17 protein-coding genes are annotated in these 20,192 nt (G+C 37.2%); all 17 read right to left on the bottom strand.

The window, feature by feature from the left end:
* Nucleotides 1-78: 78 nt before the first annotated feature.
* On the bottom strand, nt 79-1,071 hold the full coding sequence (floA, locus tag I7822_RS11385; RefSeq protein ID WP_207978164.1) for a flotillin-like protein FloA: 993 nt from the start codon (nt 1,069-1,071) through the stop codon (nt 79-81).
* A gap of 112 nt (nt 1,072-1,183) precedes the next feature.
* Entirely contained in the window at nt 1,184-2,503 is a 1,320-nt protein-coding gene (locus I7822_RS11380) for an NfeD family protein (RefSeq protein WP_207978158.1), read from the bottom strand.
* Between the two features lie 509 nt (nt 2,504-3,012).
* Nucleotides 3,013-3,459 (bottom strand): GatB/YqeY domain-containing protein, encoded by a 447-nt coding sequence (locus I7822_RS11375; protein WP_066334668.1) that lies wholly within the window; start codon nt 3,457-3,459, stop codon nt 3,013-3,015.
* 14 nt (nt 3,460-3,473) lie between these two features.
* Nucleotides 3,474-3,647 carry a 30S ribosomal protein S21 gene (gene rpsU, locus I7822_RS11370; protein ID WP_015595024.1) on the bottom strand — a complete coding sequence of 58 codons (174 nt, stop codon included), beginning with the start codon at nt 3,645-3,647 and terminating at the stop codon, nt 3,474-3,476.
* A 348-nt stretch (nt 3,648-3,995) separates the two neighbouring features.
* Nucleotides 3,996-4,664 carry a deoxyribose-phosphate aldolase gene (gene deoC, locus I7822_RS11365; RefSeq protein ID WP_207978157.1) on the bottom strand — a complete coding sequence of 223 codons (669 nt, stop codon included), beginning with the start codon at nt 4,662-4,664 and terminating at the stop codon, nt 3,996-3,998.
* A gap of 373 nt (nt 4,665-5,037) precedes the next feature.
* A complete protein-coding gene (gene mtaB / locus I7822_RS11360) occupies nt 5,038-6,399 on the bottom strand; it encodes a tRNA (N(6)-L-threonylcarbamoyladenosine(37)-C(2))-methylthiotransferase MtaB (protein ID WP_207978155.1) in 1,362 nt (453 codons plus the stop codon).
* A gap of 6 nt (nt 6,400-6,405) precedes the next feature.
* Entirely contained in the window at nt 6,406-7,161 is a 756-nt protein-coding gene (locus I7822_RS11355) for a 16S rRNA (uracil(1498)-N(3))-methyltransferase (protein ID WP_207978150.1), read from the bottom strand.
* Nucleotides 7,162-7,228: 67 nt separating this feature from the next.
* The gene (gene prmA, locus I7822_RS11350) at nt 7,229-8,167 is read right to left on the bottom strand and encodes a 50S ribosomal protein L11 methyltransferase (protein WP_207978148.1); all 939 of its coding nucleotides are present in this window, start codon (nt 8,165-8,167) and stop codon (nt 7,229-7,231) included.
* Between the two features lie 48 nt (nt 8,168-8,215).
* Complete coding sequence (gene dnaJ, locus I7822_RS11345) at nt 8,216-9,337, bottom strand: molecular chaperone DnaJ (protein WP_207978146.1); 1,122 nt, start codon at nt 9,335-9,337, stop codon at nt 8,216-8,218.
* Nucleotides 9,338-9,542: 205 nt separating this feature from the next.
* Complete coding sequence (dnaK, locus tag I7822_RS11340) at nt 9,543-11,378, bottom strand: molecular chaperone DnaK (protein WP_207978144.1); 1,836 nt, start codon at nt 11,376-11,378, stop codon at nt 9,543-9,545.
* A 33-nt stretch (nt 11,379-11,411) separates the two neighbouring features.
* Nucleotides 11,412-11,993 (bottom strand): nucleotide exchange factor GrpE, encoded by a 582-nt coding sequence (gene grpE / locus I7822_RS11335; RefSeq protein WP_207978137.1) that lies wholly within the window; start codon nt 11,991-11,993, stop codon nt 11,412-11,414.
* 111 nt (nt 11,994-12,104) lie between these two features.
* Nucleotides 12,105-13,136 carry a heat-inducible transcriptional repressor HrcA gene (gene hrcA, locus I7822_RS11330; RefSeq protein ID WP_207978135.1) on the bottom strand — a complete coding sequence of 344 codons (1,032 nt, stop codon included), beginning with the start codon at nt 13,134-13,136 and terminating at the stop codon, nt 12,105-12,107.
* Between the two features lie 153 nt (nt 13,137-13,289).
* The gene (gene hemW / locus I7822_RS11325; protein ID WP_207978452.1) at nt 13,290-14,429 is read right to left on the bottom strand and encodes a radical SAM family heme chaperone HemW; all 1,140 of its coding nucleotides are present in this window, start codon (nt 14,427-14,429) and stop codon (nt 13,290-13,292) included.
* Nucleotides 14,430-14,579: 150 nt separating this feature from the next.
* The gene (gene lepA, locus I7822_RS11320) at nt 14,580-16,403 is read right to left on the bottom strand and encodes a translation elongation factor 4 (protein WP_207978133.1); all 1,824 of its coding nucleotides are present in this window, start codon (nt 16,401-16,403) and stop codon (nt 14,580-14,582) included.
* 239 nt (nt 16,404-16,642) lie between these two features.
* Nucleotides 16,643-16,993, bottom strand: coding sequence for a YqxA family protein (locus I7822_RS11315; RefSeq protein WP_207978131.1), 351 nt, complete (start codon nt 16,991-16,993; stop codon nt 16,643-16,645).
* A 21-nt stretch (nt 16,994-17,014) separates the two neighbouring features.
* Nucleotides 17,015-18,214, bottom strand: a complete 1,200-nt coding sequence (gene spoIIP, locus I7822_RS11310) for a stage II sporulation protein P (protein ID WP_207978129.1) — start codon at nt 18,212-18,214, stop codon at nt 17,015-17,017.
* 221 nt (nt 18,215-18,435) lie between these two features.
* A complete protein-coding gene (gene gpr / locus I7822_RS11305; protein ID WP_207978127.1) occupies nt 18,436-19,560 on the bottom strand; it encodes a GPR endopeptidase in 1,125 nt (374 codons plus the stop codon).
* Nucleotides 19,561-20,192: the final 632 nt, after the last annotated feature.

Raw genomic sequence — 20,192 nt, 5'->3', positions numbered from 1 at the left:
TGGGAAGCTAGGCATAGACGATATAGATTGCTTAGCTCCACCATCCACCACCTTATTTAAGCTGGTATAATCTACCGATCAATATTGGTCATTATCATTTTGATCTTGATTTGTTTTACCAATTGAGTCTCTCATGTCTGTATCAGCGGAGATATTTTTAATATTCATATAATCCATTACCCCTATGTTACCAGAGCGGAGTGCCTCAGCCATAGCAAGTGGAACTGTTGCTTCACTTTCTACAACTTTTGCTTTCATTTCTTGTACTCGTGCAAGCATTTCTTGTTCTTGAGCAACAGCCATTGCTCTTCTTTCTTCTGCTTTAGCCTGAGCAATTTTCTTATCTGCTTCTGCTTGCTCTGTTTGTAATTCAGCACCAATGTTTTTACCGATATCAACATCCGCGATATCAATCGAGAGAATTTCAAAGGCAGTACCGGAATCTAAGCCTTTCCCTAAAACAGTTTGAGAAATCATGTCAGGATTTTCCAATACCTTTTTATGATCTTTTTGGGAACCAATTGTACTTACAATCCCTTCGCCAACACGAGCTATTATCGTATCCTCACCTGCTCCCCCTACTAAACGATCGATGTTCGCTCTAACAGTTATTCTTGCTTTTGCTTTTACTTCAATTCCATCCATCGCTACACCTGAAATGAAAGGAGTTTCAATTACTTTTGGGTTAACACTCATTTGTACAGCTTCTAGAACGTCACGTCCAGCTAGATCGATTGCTGCAGCACGTTCAAAGGTTAATTCAATATTTGCACGTTCCGCTGCAATTAGCGCATTTACAACACGGTCTACATTACCACCTGCTAAATAATGACTTTCTAGCTGATTTGTTGTAATACCAAGTCCTGCTTTATGTGCCTTAATTAAAGGATTAACGACCCTACTTGGAATAACACGTCGTAGTCTCATTCCGATTAAAGTAAAGATGCTAATTTTAACCCCTGCTGCAAGAGCTGAGATCCATAGTGCAATTGGTACAAATGTAAAAAAGATACCTAAAAAGATTAAGCCTAGTATAACGAGTCCAATAATTAATATTGCTGATGCTTCCATTGTTTTCCTCCTAATGTATAATGTATCAAAATCAAGCATTCCTAGCAGTCAGATCACTTTTATAAAAAAGCTACTGTAAAATGCTTGATAAAGTAACCAGCCTTGTTCTTTATTATTTCAGTTCTCTAACAACAATTCTTGAGCCTTCCACCTTAACAACTTTTACCCTTTGGCCTTGAGAGATAAAGCCACCTTCTGTTACAACATCTAATCGTTCGTCTGCAATTATAGCTGTTCCTGAAGGTCTTAATGTCGTTAATGCAACTCCTTCAAGGTCAAGTAATTCAGCTCTTGATTTATTTGACACGTAACCACTCTCGGTATTTGTTGAGTCACGCAATATTAGCTTTTTAAAAATATTCATACGTTTTCCAAACACCTTTACTAGTAGAATAGAAACTATAATTGAAACAGCTAGGGCAGTTAATAAGGAAATCGTCATATTGACAAAATCACCTGATGCTAAGTATAAACTTATAATCATACTAGCAAAGCCCAATGCTCCCATTATACCACCTGGTACAAAAAATTCAGCGATTACCAATATAATTCCTAAAACAAACAATATAATTGATTCCATACCAGCTAACCCAGCAACTAAGTGACCATAAAAAAATAAAAAAAGTGAAGTTAGTCCCATAAATCCCGCGACACCAAATCCTGGAGAATAAAGTTCAACAACTAAACCAATACTACCTATCGATAGAAGAATAGGAACAACAACAGGATGTGTGATAAATCTTGCCACTTTCTCTGCAAAGCTTTCTTCAGCCTCGATTATGGAAGCACCTGTTAAATTTAATTGTTTTAATAAGTCTTTGCGATTTTCAGCAGTTCCTTCTGAATATCCAACTTCAAATGCTTGCTTTGTCTCTAGTGTTAATAAATCTCCTTTACCTGCTCCATATTCAGGAATATCAACATCCTTATCTGCCATTGCCAACGCATATTTTGGATCACGCCCATTCCGTTCTGCTGATTCTTTCAATTCTGACAGCCATAACGATTGAGACTTATCATCTGCAGCATTACCATCCCCTGTAATGATTGCAGCAGATCCCATCTGGCTACCTGGAGCCATATATATCTGGTCCGCATTCAACGCAATATAAGCTCCTGCTGAAATAGCTCTTCTATTAATATAAGCAGTGATCGGGATTTCACTTGAACGGAGTGTATCAGCTATCTCCAAAGCTCCATCAACAGCACCACCCAATGTATCTATTTCAAGAATAATGTGGTCAGCCTCCTGAGATTTCGCTTCTGAGATTGTTCGCTTAATATATTGCGAGAGACCTTTCTCGACCGTTTCCTCAAGAGGTATGATAAATACCTTTTGGTTAGAATCAGCTTTGAGCTCATGACTAAAACCATTAAACAAAGCCAAAATAAAAGCTACGACAATCATTAACTGGTAAAAACGCTTTCTCATTTGTCTAAAAACCTCCTCTCTATAACGCCCTATACTTAATACGTTTTTAGTTTGTATTTGGTTTCAATTATTAATAAAAATTTATTACTTCAATCCGTTTCTTATGTAATATCTTTTTATGATTGGCACTTTTATCTTCATGCAAAATACAAAAGCGTTATCGCTAGCGACGATTGAACAGGAGCACTCCTTGGTTCGATGTTGACTTAGTTTATAAGGTGTGAAAAGTTCGCTAGGCGCTGGAGCTGGATGTCTTAGCGCTTATTCACACTACAAGAATTTTATAAGTTCCTTAATAACTAGGCTTTGTTAAACGTGATTGTTGATTTCCGCTGCGAGCGGTCCGGGAGACCCTCCGTGCTTTGCACCTTTGGGGTCTCCCTTAGACTGCACTCCAGCAGGAGTCTCACATATCCGTCCCAATCAACAAAGTGCAATAATCAATTGTGAGCAGCCTTTAACAGAGCCAATAACTAAAAGACACCTTGCAAGGCAAGGTGTCTTAAAATTTATGATAGCTGTTGTTGCACAAGCTTATTAACAAGACTTCCGTCTGCTTTTCCTTTAACTTTGGGCATGAGTGCTCCCATTACTTTCCCCATATCCGCTTTAGAAGATGCATTCACTTCTGAAATTGTTTGTTTAACGATTTCAGAAACCTCTTCTTCGGAAAGCTGCTCAGGCATATAATCGACTAATACATCGATTTCCGCTTGTGTTTTTTCAACTAAGTCCAAACGATCAGCATTTTTAAATTCCTGGAGGGAGTCTTTACGTTGCTTTAATTCGCGAGAAAGAACTGTCAAGTCTTCTTCTTCAGACAACTCATTTTTGCCAAGTTTAATCGCTTCATTTTGCAAAGCAGCCTTGACCATTCGAATGACAATTAACTTGTCTTTTTCTTTGTTTTTCATCGCTTGTTTCATATCTTGATTTAATTGCTCAAGAAGACTCATAAGTACACCCTCTTTTAGAATTTGCGCTTTCTAGCTGCTTCAGACTTTTTCTTACGCTTTACGCTAGGCTTTTCATAGAATTCGCGCTTTCTAGCTTCTTGTATTGTACCACTTTTAGATACAGTACGTTTGAAACGACGAAGAGCATCTTCAAGCGACTCGTTTTTACGAACGACCGTTTTTGACATTCTCTTTCCCTCCCTCCGAATACAACCAATCGACATCTTTAAATAAAACATGTCTACTAGAAAAACATGGCTTACCGCAAAGTGCGAATGCCTTAGTTTTTCTTATACTTCATCCTTTAAATATTAATTTGGATAGTATAACAAAACATGTACTTTGCAATTATAATATAACGAATAATGCAGGTCAACTCATATAGTAAAAAGTTCCGTGTATAAATTGTTGTTTGAATTATTCGATTATTATATGCTAGCTTTTATTTGTTGATTGTACAAATATCAATAAGTGAAAAATTGGTTTAAAGATTAGCTCTGTTAAACTTGGTTTGTTGATTTAACAGAGCCTAAAAATTAATAATCAGAATTTGATATCTCACCTTTAACGATTGAGACGCCAGAGCTTGCTCCAATACGAGTTGCTCCTGCCTTCACCATTGCTTCGGCACCTTCTGTGTCTCGGACTCCACCAGATGCTTTCACACCAATCTCTGGCCCAACTGTTTTTCTCATAAGTTCTATATCCTCAACGGTTGCTCCACCGCTTGAAAAACCAGTTGATGTTTTAACATAATCAGCTCCAGCGCGCACAGCAATCTCACAAGCTCTAACCTTCTCTTCTTCTGTTAAAAGACTTGTCTCAATTATTACCTTTGATAAGGCTTTACCCTTTGCAGCGCCTGCAACAGCTCTGATGTCTCGTTCTACAAGCTCATCATTTTTGTCCTTAAGAGCTCCGATATTAATAACCATATCAACTTCAGTTGCACCTTTTTCAATGGCATCTTTTGTTTCAAATGCTTTTGTTTCAGGTGTATTCGCTCCTAATGGAAAACCAATAACTGTACAAACCTTTACATCAGATCCTTTTAACAACTTTGCTGCTGTTTCTACCCAGGTTGGGTTTACACATACAGAGGCAAACTTGTATTCACTAGCTTCTGTGCAAAGCTTTTCGATTGTATCCTTAGTTGTATCTGCCTTAAGAGCAGTATGATCAATCATTTTTGCTATATTTGACATTATGTATCGTCTCCTTCTACATATAGTTGTCCGACCTCTTACATCTTAACATTATCAAAAAATAAAAACGAGTACAAAATTAATTTGCACTTATTAATTAAATTTACACATTTACTTATGAATATTTTTCTGAAAAGAACAAAAGCGCAAGTGCCTGTTTAGCAACGTATGGACTGTACTGAGCCGTAGGAGATAAAGGAAACACGAAGAAGCACGAGCGTCGATGTTGATTTATCGTACAGAGGTGAGGGAAGTCCACTAGTCGCTGGGCGCTGGAGCTGAATGCCAAGCGCTTATCCTCAGTACAAGAATTAAATAGTTTCATGGTAAACAAATAAAGGGATTGGCTAAATAACAACCAATCCCAATTGCCTTATGAAGATAAACGAATATTTTCGTCTGTTTGCAATGGCTCATCTAATACTCTTACAAATTGACCCTCATTGTAAGGGTAGCCAGCCTTTGTTATTTTCACTTTTACGATCTTACCAACCATTTCTTCATTAGCTGGAAAAACAACCTTTAAATAATTGTCTGTATACCCTACATACAATCCTTCATTTGACTCTTCTTTAAATGCTTCTTCAGGAATAACCTCTAAAACTTCATCTTCGAAATTAGAAGCATATTCTTTTGCTAATTGATCTGATAGTTCAATTAAACGGTGAACTCGGTTATTTTTAATTTCCTCATCCACTTGATCATCCATTCGAGCAGCTGGGGTACCAGTACGTTTAGAATATGGAAAAACATGAAGCTCAGAAAACTTATGCTCTTTAATGAAGTTAAAGGTTTCCAAAAATTCTTCCTCTGTTTCACCTGGGAATCCAACAATTACATCTGATGTAATCGCCAAACCTGGCAAGGCTTCTTTTAAAAGCTTGATGCGGTCAGCGAAAAATCCCATTGTATACTTTCTACGCATCCGTTTTAACACTGTATCTGATCCAGATTGAATTGGAATGTGTAAGTGACGAACAACTTTTCTTGAGTTTTTCAGAACTTCTATCACTTCATCTGATATTTGACTTGCTTCGATTGATGAAATACGGATTCGTTTTAAACCTTCAACTTGCTCATCTAAGTCACGTAATAGCATGGCTAAGTTATAATCCTTTAAATCTTCACCGTATCCTCCTGTATGAATACCTGTTAGTACAATTTCTTTGTAACCAGCATTCACAAGCTGCTGCGCTTGTGTAACAACCTCTTTAGGATCACGTGAACGCATTAAGCCACGTGCCCAAGGAATGATACAAAATGTGCAAAAGTTATTACAACCTTCTTGTATTTTCAAAGATGCTCTTGTTCTGTCTGTGAATGAAGGTACATCAAGCTCTTCATATACACGGGTTTTCATAATATTTCTTACACCGTTAATTGGTTGTCTTTCGTTTTTAAATTGCTCAATATATTCTAGCATCTTAACACGATCCTGTGTTCCGACAACAATATCAACACCAGGGATCGCCATAATTTCTGCTGGAGAAGTTTGAGCATAACAACCTGTAACACAGATTACACCATCCGGATTTTTACGGATCGCGCGACGAATAACTTGACGACTCTTTTTATCACCTGTATTTGTTACTGTACATGTATTAATAACATATACATCAGCGACTTTCTCATATTCTGTACGATCATAGCCAGCATCTTTGAAAAGCTGCCAAATCGCTTCTGTCTCATAATGATTTACTTTACAACCTAATGTATGAAATGCAACTGTAGGCATTATTCATCACCTCGATAATTCGAAATAATAAGAAACAGCTGATAATAAATATAAAGGAGCTGTCTCTGTTCTTAATATTCTTGGACCAAAGCTACAAACGAGAAAACCAAGCTCTTCAAGCTTTGACACTTCTTGCTCTGTTAAGCCACCCTCAGGGCCAAAGACAGCAAGTAAGGAAGAACCTTCTGTTAGTTCCTCAAAAGCTTTTGCTAAGTTCTTTTTCTCACCTTGCTTTGCCGATTCTTCATAAGCAACGATTTTCACATCGTAATCATTCGCTATTTTCAATAATTGGTCAAACTGGCATGGCTCAATGACTGTAGGGACTTTGTTACGATACGATTGTTCTGACGCTTCTTTAGCGATTTTTTGCCAGCGATCGAGCTTCTTTCCAACCTTTTTTTGTTCAAGTTTTACAATTGAACGAGCAGCATTAAAAGGGATAAATGAAGAAGCACCTAATTCGGTGCCCTTTTGAATAATCCATTCAAGTTTATCCCCTTTAGGCAACCCGCTCGCAATGGTTATAGTAACAGGAAGCTCACGGTTCACCGTCATCCATTCTAATATAAAACAATTCACTTGGTCATTGGTAATTTCAGCTATTTCACAAAGTGCTTCGAAACCATCCTTTGTACAACATATAACCTTGTTCCCTGGCTGCATACGTAATACCCGTGATATATGATGTACGTCATCACCTGTAATCTGGATATTAGATTCTATATGAGCTTTTTCTTCATCTACAAAATAACGTTGCAAAGCAGTCACCCCTATTAATGTATACAAATTGCAAACACAAGGGGTCTAACCCCTTAGTTAAAGAAGACTACTTCTTCTTAGCAATAAATGCAACCCAGTCTTCCATGACCATTGTTTCTTCTATCACAAAACCTGCGTTTTGAAGTGCTTCTTTCACTTCATGCTTTTTATTTTGGATAATACCAGATGTGATAAAAGTTCCATTTTCCTTTAAGACTTCATAAGCCTTATCGATAAAGCGAACAATTATTTCAGCTAATATATTTGAAACAACCAAGTCTACAGGGCCTTCTATACCATCTAAAAGATTGTTTTGTGAAACATTGACAACATTTTGTACTTTATTAAGCTTACAATTTAAACGCGCACTTTCAACAGCAACCTGATCTAAATCTAGTGCTTGAATTTGTTTAGCACCCAGTAATCCAGCAGCAATACTTAATACACCTGATCCTGTACCAACATCAATTACTTTATCATCTTTTTGTACAGTACGCTCTAATGCTTGAATACATAGTACTGTTGTTGGATGTGTACCTGTTCCAAATGCCATCCCTGGATCTAGCTCAATAATCAATTCATCTGAACTTACTGGCTCATAAATTTCCCAGGTTGGAACAATTGTAAACTTCTCTGAAATTTTTACAGGATGGTAATATTTTTTCCAGGCTGTTGCCCATTCTTCTTCATTTATTTCACTAATTGTTACATGATTTTTTCCTAAATCAATATCATATAGCAAGAGGTTGTTTATCGTAGCTTTAATCCCGTCAACTGTTTCACCCAGGAAGCTGTTGACCGGTAAATATGCTTTAACAATAACCCCTTCTTCTGGATAATCGGTTGGATCTAGTTGGTAGATTTCGCCAAGTGCAGTACTTCGTTCCTTAACTAAATCAGCAATATCCTCAATGACTACACCGCTTGCCCCAGCCTCGTGTAATATATTTGAAATGGGTTCTACTGCTTCTTGTGTTGTATGAATACTAAATTCTGACCACTTCATATCTACCAACTCCAATCCTCATACGTTTGTTCATCTTTAATAGATTACTTAATCACCTTTGAAAGCTCGTTTTACTTTATCAAAAAAGCTATCTTCATGTTCATCAGGCTTTGCTCCACTAATTTCAGCAAATTCACGAAGTAATTCCTTTTGTTTTTCAGTTAAGCTCGTTGGTGTCAATACACGTAAAATAACATATTGGTCACCTTGTCCATAACCTCTAACATTAGGAACACCTTTTCCAGTTAAACGGAATTTCTTACCAGTTTGCGTACCTGCTGGCACTTTTAATTTCACTTTGCCATGTAGTGTGGGTACTTGAATTTCGTCTCCTAGTGCAGCTTGAGCAAAGGTTAATGGCATATCACAGTATACATCATCGCCTTCTCTTTCAAAGAACTCATGCTCTCTTACGTGGAATACGACATATAAATCTCCAGGAGGTCCACCATTTACACCTGGTTCCCCTTGTCCAGATACTCGCAATTGTTGACCATCATCCACACCGGCAGGAATTTTCACTTGAATCTTTTTACGCTTTTTCACTTTTCCAGTTCCACGACATGTTCCACATTTGTGTTTAATCATTTTACCTGTGCCTTCACAGTGATTACAAACACGGCGATTCACAATTCGGCCAAATGGAGTATTTTGTTCTACATTTAATTGACCACTACCACCACAATGTGTACATGTTTCAGGTTTAGTTCCTTTTTGTGCACCTGATCCATCACATGTTTCACAAGTTTCTTCTCTAGGAATTTCGATCGTCGTTTCTTTTCCAAAAATAGCTTCTTCAAAGTCTAATGTCATTGTATATTGTAAATCCGCACCTTGTCTTGGTGCATTCGGATCACGTCTTCTTGTTCCTCCGCCAAAGATTGAGCTAAAAATATCTTCAAAGCCAAAACCATCTCCACCGAAGCCAGCGCCGCCACCAAAGCCTTGATTTGGATCAGTATGTCCAAATTGATCATAGTGTGATTTCTTTTGATCATCACTTAATGTTTCATAGGCTTCTTTTATTTCCTTGAATTTCTCGTTAGCATCCGCTTCTTTATTAATATCAGGATGGTATTGCTTTGAAAGCTTACGATAAGCTTTTTTAATCTCATCTTTATTCGCGTTCTTACTTAACCCGAGTACTTCATAGTAATCACGCTTGCTCATAATTTCTCACTCCCGATTTTCTCACATAAGGTAAATTGTATCACTCAAAAGAGAGTAAAAGCAACAAATTGTTGTTTCGAATTTTTGTTGCATCTATCACTTATCACTCTTGTTATGTCAAGTGAAAGAATTCTATAGCTTTATCTAAAAAAAGCCAAAGTCAAGACACGCCTGACTTTGACTTTTCACCTAAATGTTCTATGTTTTATTTTTTATCTTCGTCTTTTACTTCTTCAAATTCAGCATCAACCACATCGTCATCAGCTTTACCACTTGCTGCTTCTCCACCTTGCTGAGCTTGAGCTTGTTTTGCTGCTTCTTCGTAAAGTTTTACTGAAAGTTCTTGAACAATATTTTGAAGTTCATCTTTTTTTGCTTTGATTTCTTCTAAATCGTTTTTCTCAATCGCAGCTTTTAAAGCGTCTTTTGCTTCATTCGCTTTTGTTACTTCTGCTTCGTCAACTTTTCCTTCAAGATCTTTTAATGTTTTTTCAGTTGTAAACACTAATTGATCTGCTTCATTGCGAAGTTCAACTTCTTCCTTACGTTGTTTATCAGCATCTGCATTCTCTTCCGCTTCTCTTACCATGCGATCGATTTCTTCATCTGATAAACCTGTTGAAGATTTAATTGTAATTGTTTGCTCTTTGTTTGTACCTAAATCTTTTGCACGTACGTTTACAATACCATTTTTATCAATATCAAATGATACTTCGATTTGTGGTACACCACGTGGTGCCGGTGGAATGTCTGTTAATTGGAAACGACCTAATGTTTTATTGTCCGCTGCCATTGGACGTTCACCTTGAAGTACGTGAATGTCTACCGCTGTTTGGCTATCTGCTGCAGTAGAGAAAACTTGTGACTTACTTGTTGGGATTGTTGTATTACGTTCAATTAGCTTAGTGAACACGCTACCCATTGTTTCAATTCCTAATGAAAGTGGTGTTACGTCAAGAAGTACAACGTCTTTAACATCCCCAGTGATAACGCCACCTTGAATTGATGCACCTAAAGCAACAACCTCATCTGGGTTTACTCCTTTATGCGGTTCTTTACCTAAAGCTTTTTTAATTGCTTCTTGTACTGCAGGAATACGAGTTGAACCACCAACAAGGATTACTTTATCAATTTCGCTAGCTGAAAGACCCGCATCACTAAGTGATTGGCGAACTGGCCCCATTGTTCTTTCTACTAAATCAGATGAAATCTCGTCGAATTTAGCACGTGATAAGCTTATTTCCAAGTGAAGTGGACCTGCTTCTCCAGCAGTGATAAATGGTAAAGAAATTTGAGTTGATGTTACACCAGAAAGATCTTTTTTCGCTTTTTCAGCAGCATCTTTTAAACGTTGTAACGCCATTTTGTCCTTTGAAAGATCAATGCCGTTTTCCTTTTTGAATTCAGCAACTAAATAGTCGATGATTACTTGGTCAAAGTCGTCCCCACCTAGACGGTTGTCACCAGCTGTTGAACGAACTTCAAATACGCCATCTCCAAGCTCAAGAACAGAAACGTCAAACGTACCGCCACCTAAGTCATAAACAAGAATCGTTTGATCTTCATCTGTTTTATCTAATCCGTAAGCTAAAGCTGCAGCAGTAGGCTCGTTGATGATACGTTCTACTTCTAAACCAGCAATTTTACCAGCATCTTTTGTTGCTTGTCGTTCAGCATCATTGAAATATGCAGGTACTGTAATAACTGCTTTTGTTACAGGCTCACCTAGATACTCTTCTGCATAAGATTTTAAGTGCTGTAGAATGATTGCTGACATTTCTTGAGGTGTGTAGCTTTTGCCTTCAACTTCAACTTTATAGTCAGTACCCATATGGCGTTTGATAGAAATAATTGTATTTGGGTTTGTAATTGCTTGGCGCTTTGCTACTTCACCAACTTGACGTTCGCCGTTTTTGAAAGCTACAACAGAAGGAGTTGTTCGGTTACCTTCTGGATTGGGGATCACTTTTGGTTCTCCGCCTTCTAAAACTGCGACACATGAGTTTGTTGTACCTAAGTCGATACCGATAATTTTACTCATAAAATAGAACCTCCTAATATGTAAGATTGATTGTTATTGATTTACTTTTACCATTGCAGGTCGAATAACTCGATCCTTTAGTTTATAACCCTTTTGAAGCTCTTCAACAACTGAATTGGATTCATAGTTCTCATCCTCAATCTGCATAACAGCTTGGTGTAAATGAGGATCGAACTGTTCTCCTACTGAATTGATTGCTTCTACACCTTCATTTTTTAGAGCTTGAACTAATTGGTTATACACCATGTTCATGCCTTGTAGCAACGATTTTGTTTGATCGTTATCTGCTTCTATTTGTAACGCTCTTTCAAAGTTATCAAGAGCAGGTATGATTTCAGATACTAAGCTTTGAGCACGATATTTTTGAGCTGCCTCTTGATCCAAGCGACTTCGTCTTTTAAAATTGTCAAAATCTGCTTGAGCACGAAGCATTTTGTTTTCGGTTTCGTCTAACTTTGCTTGTAATTCAGCAATTTTCTGCTCAGACTCATCACCAGCTTCAGGTGCATCTTCAATGACTTCAGCATCAACAATCTCAACATCTGCGTCCGACTGTTCATTTTGTAGTGTATCTACTGCTTCTTCTTGTTCTGCAACGTTTTTTTCGTTTGACACAATGTTTCACCTCCTTAAAAGGATTGATCTATAAAATTGTTTTGCGTTAATTTTTAAAACATAGGAATCGGGTGGAATTTATTATTCCACCCATAATCAATATAGCCAAGCTTAAGATTGATGATACAAATCAGTAAGCGTTTTGGACAAATCACGTGTCATTCGTGTTAATAAACTAATAACGCGTGAATACTCCATTCTAGTTGGGCCTAGTACAGCAATCGTCCCTAATTGATTATCACCTAATGAATAAGTTGCTGTAATTAAACTGCAATTCTCCATCGCTATATTATCATTTTCTTTACCAATTTTAATCGTGATACCTGCATGATTAGTTTGTAATAAACCATACAATTCTTTCTCATGCTCAATCATTGTTAGCAATGATCTGATTCTTCCAATGTCAGCGAACTCAGGTTGACTTAGCATATTGGTTTTGCCGCCGAAATAGATTTTTTCTCCTGAATTGAGTTTCAATGTACCCGCCATGACCTTTAACATCATATCATAATTTTGAATATGATCCTTTAGGACTGAAACAACTTCTTTAAATATCTTATCCTGTAACTCTACAAGTGGTACTCCCGCTAATCTTTCATTTAGGATATTGACCATTTTTTCAATATCACTAGGATCGAGGGACCCTGGGAATGTAATGGTGCGATTTTCCACATGTCCAGTATTAGTCACGATAATTGCAACAGCTGTTTCATTGTTAATGGGGATAATTTGAATTCTCTTCAAGCGATTTTCGTTCACTTTTGGACCAAGAACTATTGAAGTGTAATTAGTTAATTCCGACAAGATTTGCGCTGATTTTTGAACTACTTTTTCTAATTCGAAAATTCTTTCAGCATAAATCGATTTTATTTGACTAACTTCTGTCTTCGTTAGACGCTGTGGTGACAGAAGGTGGTCTACATAATAACGATATCCCTTTTCAGATGGGACACGTCCTGAAGAACTATGTGTTTTCTCAATAAAGCCAAGGTCCTCTAAGTCAGCCATATCGTTCCTTATTGTAGCTGAGCTAAACGTAATTTCGTCTTTTTTCGCTAATGTTCTCGAACCAACGGGCTGAGCTGAATGAATAAAATCATCAATAATTACTTGTAGAATCAACAATTGGCGATCTGTAAGCAACTATCATCACCTCTGTTAGCACTCTAAGATTGCGAGTGCTAAATATATATAAAAAGTTATCAAAACTAAAATAAATTGTCAATTGTTAAATCACTCTTAAAATGCTTTTTTCTGGATGAATAATAAAGAATTCGCTTGTAATAAAACCAACAATCAAGATAGTCCAATGAATTCCTGAAATACTTCATTACCCAAAAGTTTACCTTTATGTGTAAGCCTTATTGATTGATCATCATTTACAATTAAGCCAAGCTTGACCAGATTGGCAATTTGTTCTGGAAAGACATCCACCAATTGAACATTAAATTTTCTATAAAAAATACTTTTACTCACTCCTGCTTCTTTCCGAAGACCAAGGAACATTTCCTCTTCCATTTCTTCCTCTTTACTAACAATATTCTGGCTATTGTATGCTTCACCAGTTTGTTCAATTTGCTCCATATATTTTTTAATGGGGCCGATATTTGATGTTCTTATTCCATTCATATAACCATGTGCACCTGCGCCAAAGCCATAATAATAATCATTGTTCCAGTAGGTAAGATTATGATTACTTTCAAAGCCTGGAATCGCATAATTACTTATTTCATATTGCTTAAATCCATGTTTCTCCATTTGCTCCATTGAAAGTTCATACATTTGTGCTTCCAGATCTTGTGGTGGTAATGATAATTTCCCCTTTTGCATCAAATTATAAAACACTGTTTTTGGCTCAACAATTAATGAATAAGCTGAAAAGTGTTTAACATTCATGGTAAAGGCTATGTCTAATGATTCTTTAAAATCATTTACTGTCTGTCCAGGTAAGCCATACATTAGGTCAACGCTCATATTGTCAAAGCCTACTTGCTCAGCTTGTTGTAACGTACGGAAAACATCTTCTTTTCGATGAACTCTGCCAATACGCTCCAAAAGTTCATCATTAAAGCTTTGCACACCAATACTCAAGCGGTTAACACCAGCATTCTTTAACACTTTCAGTTTGTCCAACGAAAGCTCCCCTGGATTTGCTTCTACTGCAAATTCAACTAGATCATTAGTTGGCATAAGCTCTTTATGAATTCCTTCTAGCAATCGATCAAGCTGACTAACAGATAAAGCAGTTGGAGTTCCTCCACCGATAAAAATCGTTTTAAGTGATACTTGCTTGTTTTTCTGTACGGTATGATGCATTTCTTTAATAAGCATCTCAATGTATTCATCAACAGGCTGTTGCTTAAAAAACACTTTATTAAAATCACAATAATGACAGATATGGTGGCAAAATGGGATATGAATGTATGCTGATTGAATCATTATTTCACCCTCTAATTAAGAAGCCGCAGCAACGCTGCGGCATAGTTTCAAACATTTATTTTTCTATCGAAAGCAAGGCTTATTATATTATGTTATATGAAGAACAAAAGCTCTGGTCGCCTGTTTAGCGATGTATGAACATAGAACTTAGTTCTCATCCATCCGCAATACAGCCATAAATGCTTCCTGTGGTACTTCAACAGAACCAACCATCTTCATCCGCTTTTTACCTTCTTTTTGCTTCTCTAACAACTTACGTTTACGTGAGATATCGCCACCGTAACATTTCGCAAGTACATTTTTACGCATTGCTTTGATCGTCGATCTAGCAACTATTTTCTGTCCAATTGCTGCTTGTATTGGTACCTCAAACTGTTGGCGAGGAATCAATTCCTTCAGCTTTTCAACAATAATCTTACCACGGTCATATGCAGAATCACGATGAACGATAAACGACAATGCATCAATTTTTTCTGCATTTAATAAAATATCCATTTTCACTAAAGTAGATTGTTTGTAACCAATTAACTCATAATCAAAGGATGCATAGCCTTTTGTATTGGATTTTAATTGATCGAAGAAATCATAAACAATTTCCGATAATGGAATTTCATAATTAATGTTCACTCGTATCTCGTCCAAGTATTGCATATCAAGGAAGATACCACGTTTTTTCTGACAAAGCTCCATTACAGCACCAACATAATCATTCGGGACCATAATAGCGGCTTTAACGTAAGGCTCTTCAACGTGATCAATTTTTTGTGGATCAGGCATGTTCGATGGATTATCAACTTTTAGTGATTCACCATCTGTTAAATGCACATCGTAAATTACACTTGGAGCTGTTGTAATTAAGTCAATTTTAAATTCCCGCTCGATGCGTTCCTGAATGATTTCCATGTGTAATAATCCTAAGAATCCACAGCGGAAACCAAAGCCTAATGCTTGAGACGTTTCTGGCTCAAATTGTAGAGATGCATCGTTAAGCTCCAGCTTCTCTAGTGCTTCACGTAAATCATTGTATTTCGCTGTATCAATTGGATAAAGACCACAGAAAACCATTGGATTAAGTTTACGATAGCCTGGAAGTGCTTCTGTTGCTCTATTTTTCGCGTCCGTAATCGTATCACCAACACGGGTATCACCTACGTTTTTAATCGCAGCTGATAAGAAACCAACATCCCCAACATTTAATTCCTTAAGCTGGACAGGCTTTGGAGTAAATACCCCTAGTTCTGTAACCTCAAATTCCTTACCCGTTGCCATCATTTTGATCTTTTGACCAACTTTAACCGTTCCTTCAACTATACGGATATAGGCAACTACACCGCGGTAAGCATCATAAATGGAGTCAAAAATAAGTGCTTTTAATGGGCCTTCAGGGTCGCCTTCTGGAGCAGGAACTTTTTCAACGACCTGCTCGAGGATCTCTTCAATCCCTATTCCTGCCTTAGCTGATGCTAATACAGCCTCTGAAGCATCAAGCCCGATAACCTCTTCGATTTCGTTTCGAACACGCTCAGGGTCAGCACTTGGCAAATCAATCTTATTAATAACCGGTAAAATTTCTAAATCATTATCAAGAGCTAAGTATACATTTGCAAGTGTTTGTGCTTCAATACCTTGTGCAGCATCGACAACTAAAACAGCACCTTCACAAGCTGCAAGACTTCGAGAAACTTCATAAGTAAAGTCAACATGCCCCGGAGTATCGATTAAATGAAACGTATAATCTTCTCCATCTTTGGCTCTATATTTTAATTGAACGGCATTTAGCTTAATTGTAATACCGCGTTCTCGTTCCAAATCCATAGAATCTAATAATTGGTTTTTCATTTCACGTTGTGTTAAAGCAGATGTTTTTTCTAATATACGATCTGCTAGAGTAGATTTACCGTGATCAATATGGGCAATGATCGAGAAATTACGAATTCTCGATTGTCTTATTAACTTTTCTTCTCTATTCATTTTATGTCTTCACTCCTACATAGCTTACAAATACACTATTTCTCATTATAGCAATTGAGATTTCAACATTCAATGGATAAAAAAATCAGCCACTATAAACTGGACATTGATTTGATTGAAATATTGATTATCCATAGTCAGTGATCATTCATTATGACATGGTTTTTAAAAAGAAGAAAAGCTGACAGAATAAGCGTTATCTTTTGCAGAAGATAGCTTAATTCTTGCCAGCTTAATTTTCACCTTAAAAATCCATTTATCCACTCTGCAAATGATTCAACGAGAGTTGACACACCATTACTTACAATAGATGCAAATTGTTTACCAATTTGAGAGAAGAAGTTAAATGCTTCAATTTGTTCTAGCTGTTCTTGTTTTTCTTGGAGGTCTTGACTTGTTACTTTATTTCCAAGAATAGATGCTTCAACATCACCTGTTTGTTCACTTTCTACTTGAAAAGCACCCTGTAGTTCAGGATCGTTATAGCCTTTCATTTTTAACATCCCTTGGTTTGCTTGCTGCATTCCGATTAGGACCCCAAACAGTAGGACTGAGCTTAGAACAAAGCATTTAAGCATGAATTTTACCATCTTGCTTCCCTCACAATTTGTTTACTTTTTTTCACTTTCTGCATTGCCATCTACCTTTTCAGCTTGCCAGAAGTATTCGCTAAAGACATCCGAAACTGCCGCTACAGTGTTTTTGAGTTCTTCTAGATTATTGTCAACACCGCCAAATTCAAGGAGAATGGCATTATTTGAAAGATCCTGATTATAGACACCATTAACACCTTTTCCTTTTTGTTCAAAAATACCGCGACTTAGACCTGGATACTTTTTATCCAATAATGCATGTAATTCTTTAGCAAGTTGCTCATTTTTTTCCGCGTTCGGGTTATCCCCACCAATAACAAAAGCAATCTTTGCAAAAGATTTGTTATTAATTTTTATAGTTGTTACACCTTTTCTTTGAGAATCACGATGAATGTCTATTAAATATTTAATATCTTGGTTAGTAGCCATCGCACTTTCAACAATTGTTCTTGAAGCTTTATACGACTTTGCGTAATTCCAGCCCTTCTGTTTAACATTCTGTTGAATATCAGTTGACTCTATTTGTGATCCAATACCTGCACTTTGTAATTCCTTACCTAAAAGCTCACTAACAATCGTTACATTTGCCTCAGAGTGAACCGCACTATTTGGGTCAGTTTCACCCTCTAAAAGCGGCAAATAAGATTCTGTATTATGTGTGTTATAAATATAAACTACTTTTTTATCACCAGTCGTTAAAGTAGGTGGGGCTTTAGGCTCCTCATCACTTGGATTTACAACATCATTTTTATTAATTGATGCTTCCCTTTCTTGCTCTAAAACTTCAGTCGGTGGCGGTGATTCATAGGGCATATTTGTATAGTTTGTCCCATTACCCGCAACAACGATTTCACTGTCATAAAGTGAAAATCCAGGCAATTCACGGCCTAAAAGACTTCGTGGATCATCTGGGTTGATACTGGTAGCTACTTTGAACAAGATGGAAGATAACTTAATTGGTTCCGTTTGATCCGGAAGGGCAGAAATGAAAAATCGATTTTCCGCTCCTAATAATTGCAAGAACGCCTCACTATCAATATTTTTTGTTAGATCATTTATTGACGAAGAGTTTAAGCGATACTCTGGTTTTAGTGATGTTAAGACACCAGAAAGTAAAAACGTCATTAAAAGGACAATGAAGCTTAGAACGATCCCTTTTTTTATGCTTGTCCCATTTAAAGTGACGATCATATTACGACTAGTATTAGAACGCTTCATTTACTTTAATCCTCCTTAAGCTTGTCTACTAATTTGTATGAACAAGAATAAGGAAGTAGAACCTTCTGTATGAAGGAAGGGTCGAACTTTAAAAACTTATTAGCAAGATTCGACTATTCCAATTAAGTATTTTAGGTTTTACATTTTGCAGACATATTAGAGTAAAACTTATAGCATTTTTTACACTTTTAATTGTGGCTCAATAGGGCTTATTCGTTAAATTAGTGAGTATATGCTCCCGAATTACCTTGGTCGACCTGTTGGTGAAGAGCAGTATTTAATCCACTAGCTATCACATTTGCCATATCATCAATAAACGTATCAACCTCTTTTGGCGTAACCATTAAATTATGACCTAATGGTGAGAGGACCTCATGGATGAACATACGCTTTTCATCATCCTCAAGACCACCAACAATCCCTAAAAATTGTTTACGCTGTTCTTCACTAGGCATATCCTCATCTGTCAAAACACGTTTCTCTCCAAAACTCATTCCAGCTGGAGTAAGTGATCTAGAAGGTTTATCACCTTCTTTTATTTCTCTACCAAAGTGTTTTAAAATAAAATCTATCGTGTCACTTGTGATAGAAACAGCATCGACAACAGTCGGTATCCCAATCGCAATAACCGGAATCCCAAATGTTTCTTGACTCAAAGCCTTTCTTTTATTTCCGACTCCTGAACCTGGGTGAATTCCTGTGTCCGAAATTTGTATGGTTGTATTAACACGTTCGAGTGACCGTGCTGCTAATGCATCGATCGCAATCACAAAATCTGGCTTCGACTGTTCAATCACACCAGAAATAATATCGCTTGTTTCAATACCTGTAATTCCCATAACACCTGGTGCGATTGCACTAACTGGTCGGAACCCTTCTTCAACATTTTCAGGCTGCAATTTAAATAGGTGCCTTGTAATCAATAAATTCTCAACTGCAAGTGGACCTAAGGCATCAGGTGTAACATTCCAGTTTCCTAAGCCAACAACTAAACAACTTGCATCCTTTGGAATATTCAAATCAGTTAAAAACTGACTAAATTGTTTTGCAAAGACATCAACAACAATTTCTTGCAGCTCAGAATCCTTTTGGCGAATCCCTTGTGTTTCTAAGGTAAGATATCTCCCTGGCTTTTTACCAACGAGTTTAGATCCTTCATCCTTTATTTCTAAAAAAGAAATACCTATCCCCTCTTCTTCCCATTCTTTCACTATCACACCAGCTATGTTACTCGAATCTTCTGTTGATTTACCCTTTGTCTCTGTTTGTTCAAGTGCCATTGCTCTTGCTTCAACAGCCAAATCCGTCCGTACGGAATATTTACTTAAGTCTAAAGACTTTCCCATAAAAATACCTCCCAATTTGTTCCTACTAAGTATGTTTGCCATTTATTCAAGGAAACATTCTTTAGATCTCTTTTTTGTCAGGAAATCGAAAAACTTAAAAGGCTCAGTTGAAGCTCACATTTGATTTTGGCGCTTGGTGATTGGAGCAGCGTAATGCGTGAGACTCCTGCGGGAGTGCGAGTCCAAGGGAGACTCATGCAGGTGCAAAGCACTGAGATGGCTCCCGGCCGCCCGCGGAAAGCGAACTCCTCAGCGGAAATCAGCAACCAAGTTTAACAGAGACCCCTATGCTAATTTATATTTGCACCATGGAGTATGAAAAATGATTACTATATAGAATGAGCGGAAATCCACGACACTACTGGCGGATATCGAGCTAGCCGAGACCACAGGGCTTTAGCCCGAGGAGGCTTGGCAGATCGTCCGCGGAAAGGGAGTGGATTGGAGCGAATGGTAATGTTAAACATAGTTATTTTCAGGGTACAATTGTATGAAATATTCTAATTTTAGAACGTAAATAGCGATTAAAAGTATGTAAATGAAAAATATTTGGGTAAATACATCGTTTCAATGGATTTTCCTTTACATTAGTATTGCAATATGAGTGGTCGTTTGATAGAATATCTTTTGTT

The organism is Metabacillus bambusae, assembly GCF_017497975.1.
Classification (GTDB): Bacteria; Bacillota; Bacilli; order Bacillales; family Bacillaceae; genus Metabacillus; species Metabacillus bambusae.
This window is presented reverse-complemented; position numbering and strand designations above follow the sequence as displayed.

Excerpts from the sequence above, each read along its gene's own strand:
- prmA (WP_207978148.1), bottom strand. The coding sequence starts at position 8,167 with ATGAAGTGGTCAGAATTTAGTATTCATACAACACAAGAAGCAGTAGAA.
- I7822_RS11315 (WP_207978131.1), bottom strand. The coding sequence starts at position 16,993 with ATGGTAAAATTCATGCTTAAATGCTTTGTTCTAAGCTCAGTCCTACTG.
- I7822_RS11380 (WP_207978158.1), bottom strand. The coding sequence starts at position 2,503 with ATGAGAAAGCGTTTTTACCAGTTAATGATTGTCGTAGCTTTTATTTTG.
- mtaB (WP_207978155.1), bottom strand. The coding sequence starts at position 6,399 with ATGCCTACAGTTGCATTTCATACATTAGGTTGTAAAGTAAATCATTAT.
- lepA (WP_207978133.1), bottom strand. The coding sequence starts at position 16,403 with ATGAATAGAGAAGAAAAGTTAATAAGACAATCGAGAATTCGTAATTTC.
- spoIIP (WP_207978129.1), bottom strand. The coding sequence starts at position 18,214 with ATGAAGCGTTCTAATACTAGTCGTAATATGATCGTCACTTTAAATGGG.
- deoC (WP_207978157.1), bottom strand. The coding sequence starts at position 4,664 with ATGTCAAATATAGCAAAAATGATTGATCATACTGCTCTTAAGGCAGAT.
- dnaJ (WP_207978146.1), bottom strand. The coding sequence starts at position 9,337 with ATGAGCAAGCGTGATTACTATGAAGTACTCGGGTTAAGTAAGAACGCG.
- gpr (WP_207978127.1), bottom strand. The coding sequence starts at position 19,560 with ATGGGAAAGTCTTTAGACTTAAGTAAATATTCCGTACGGACGGATTTG.
- I7822_RS11375 (WP_066334668.1), bottom strand. The coding sequence starts at position 3,459 with ATGAGTCTTCTTGAGCAATTAAATCAAGATATGAAACAAGCGATGAAA.
- floA (WP_207978164.1), bottom strand. The coding sequence starts at position 1,071 with ATGGAAGCATCAGCAATATTAATTATTGGACTCGTTATACTAGGCTTA.
- dnaK (WP_207978144.1), bottom strand. The coding sequence starts at position 11,378 with ATGAGTAAAATTATCGGTATCGACTTAGGTACAACAAACTCATGTGTC.
- rpsU (WP_015595024.1), bottom strand. The coding sequence starts at position 3,647 with ATGTCAAAAACGGTCGTTCGTAAAAACGAGTCGCTTGAAGATGCTCTT.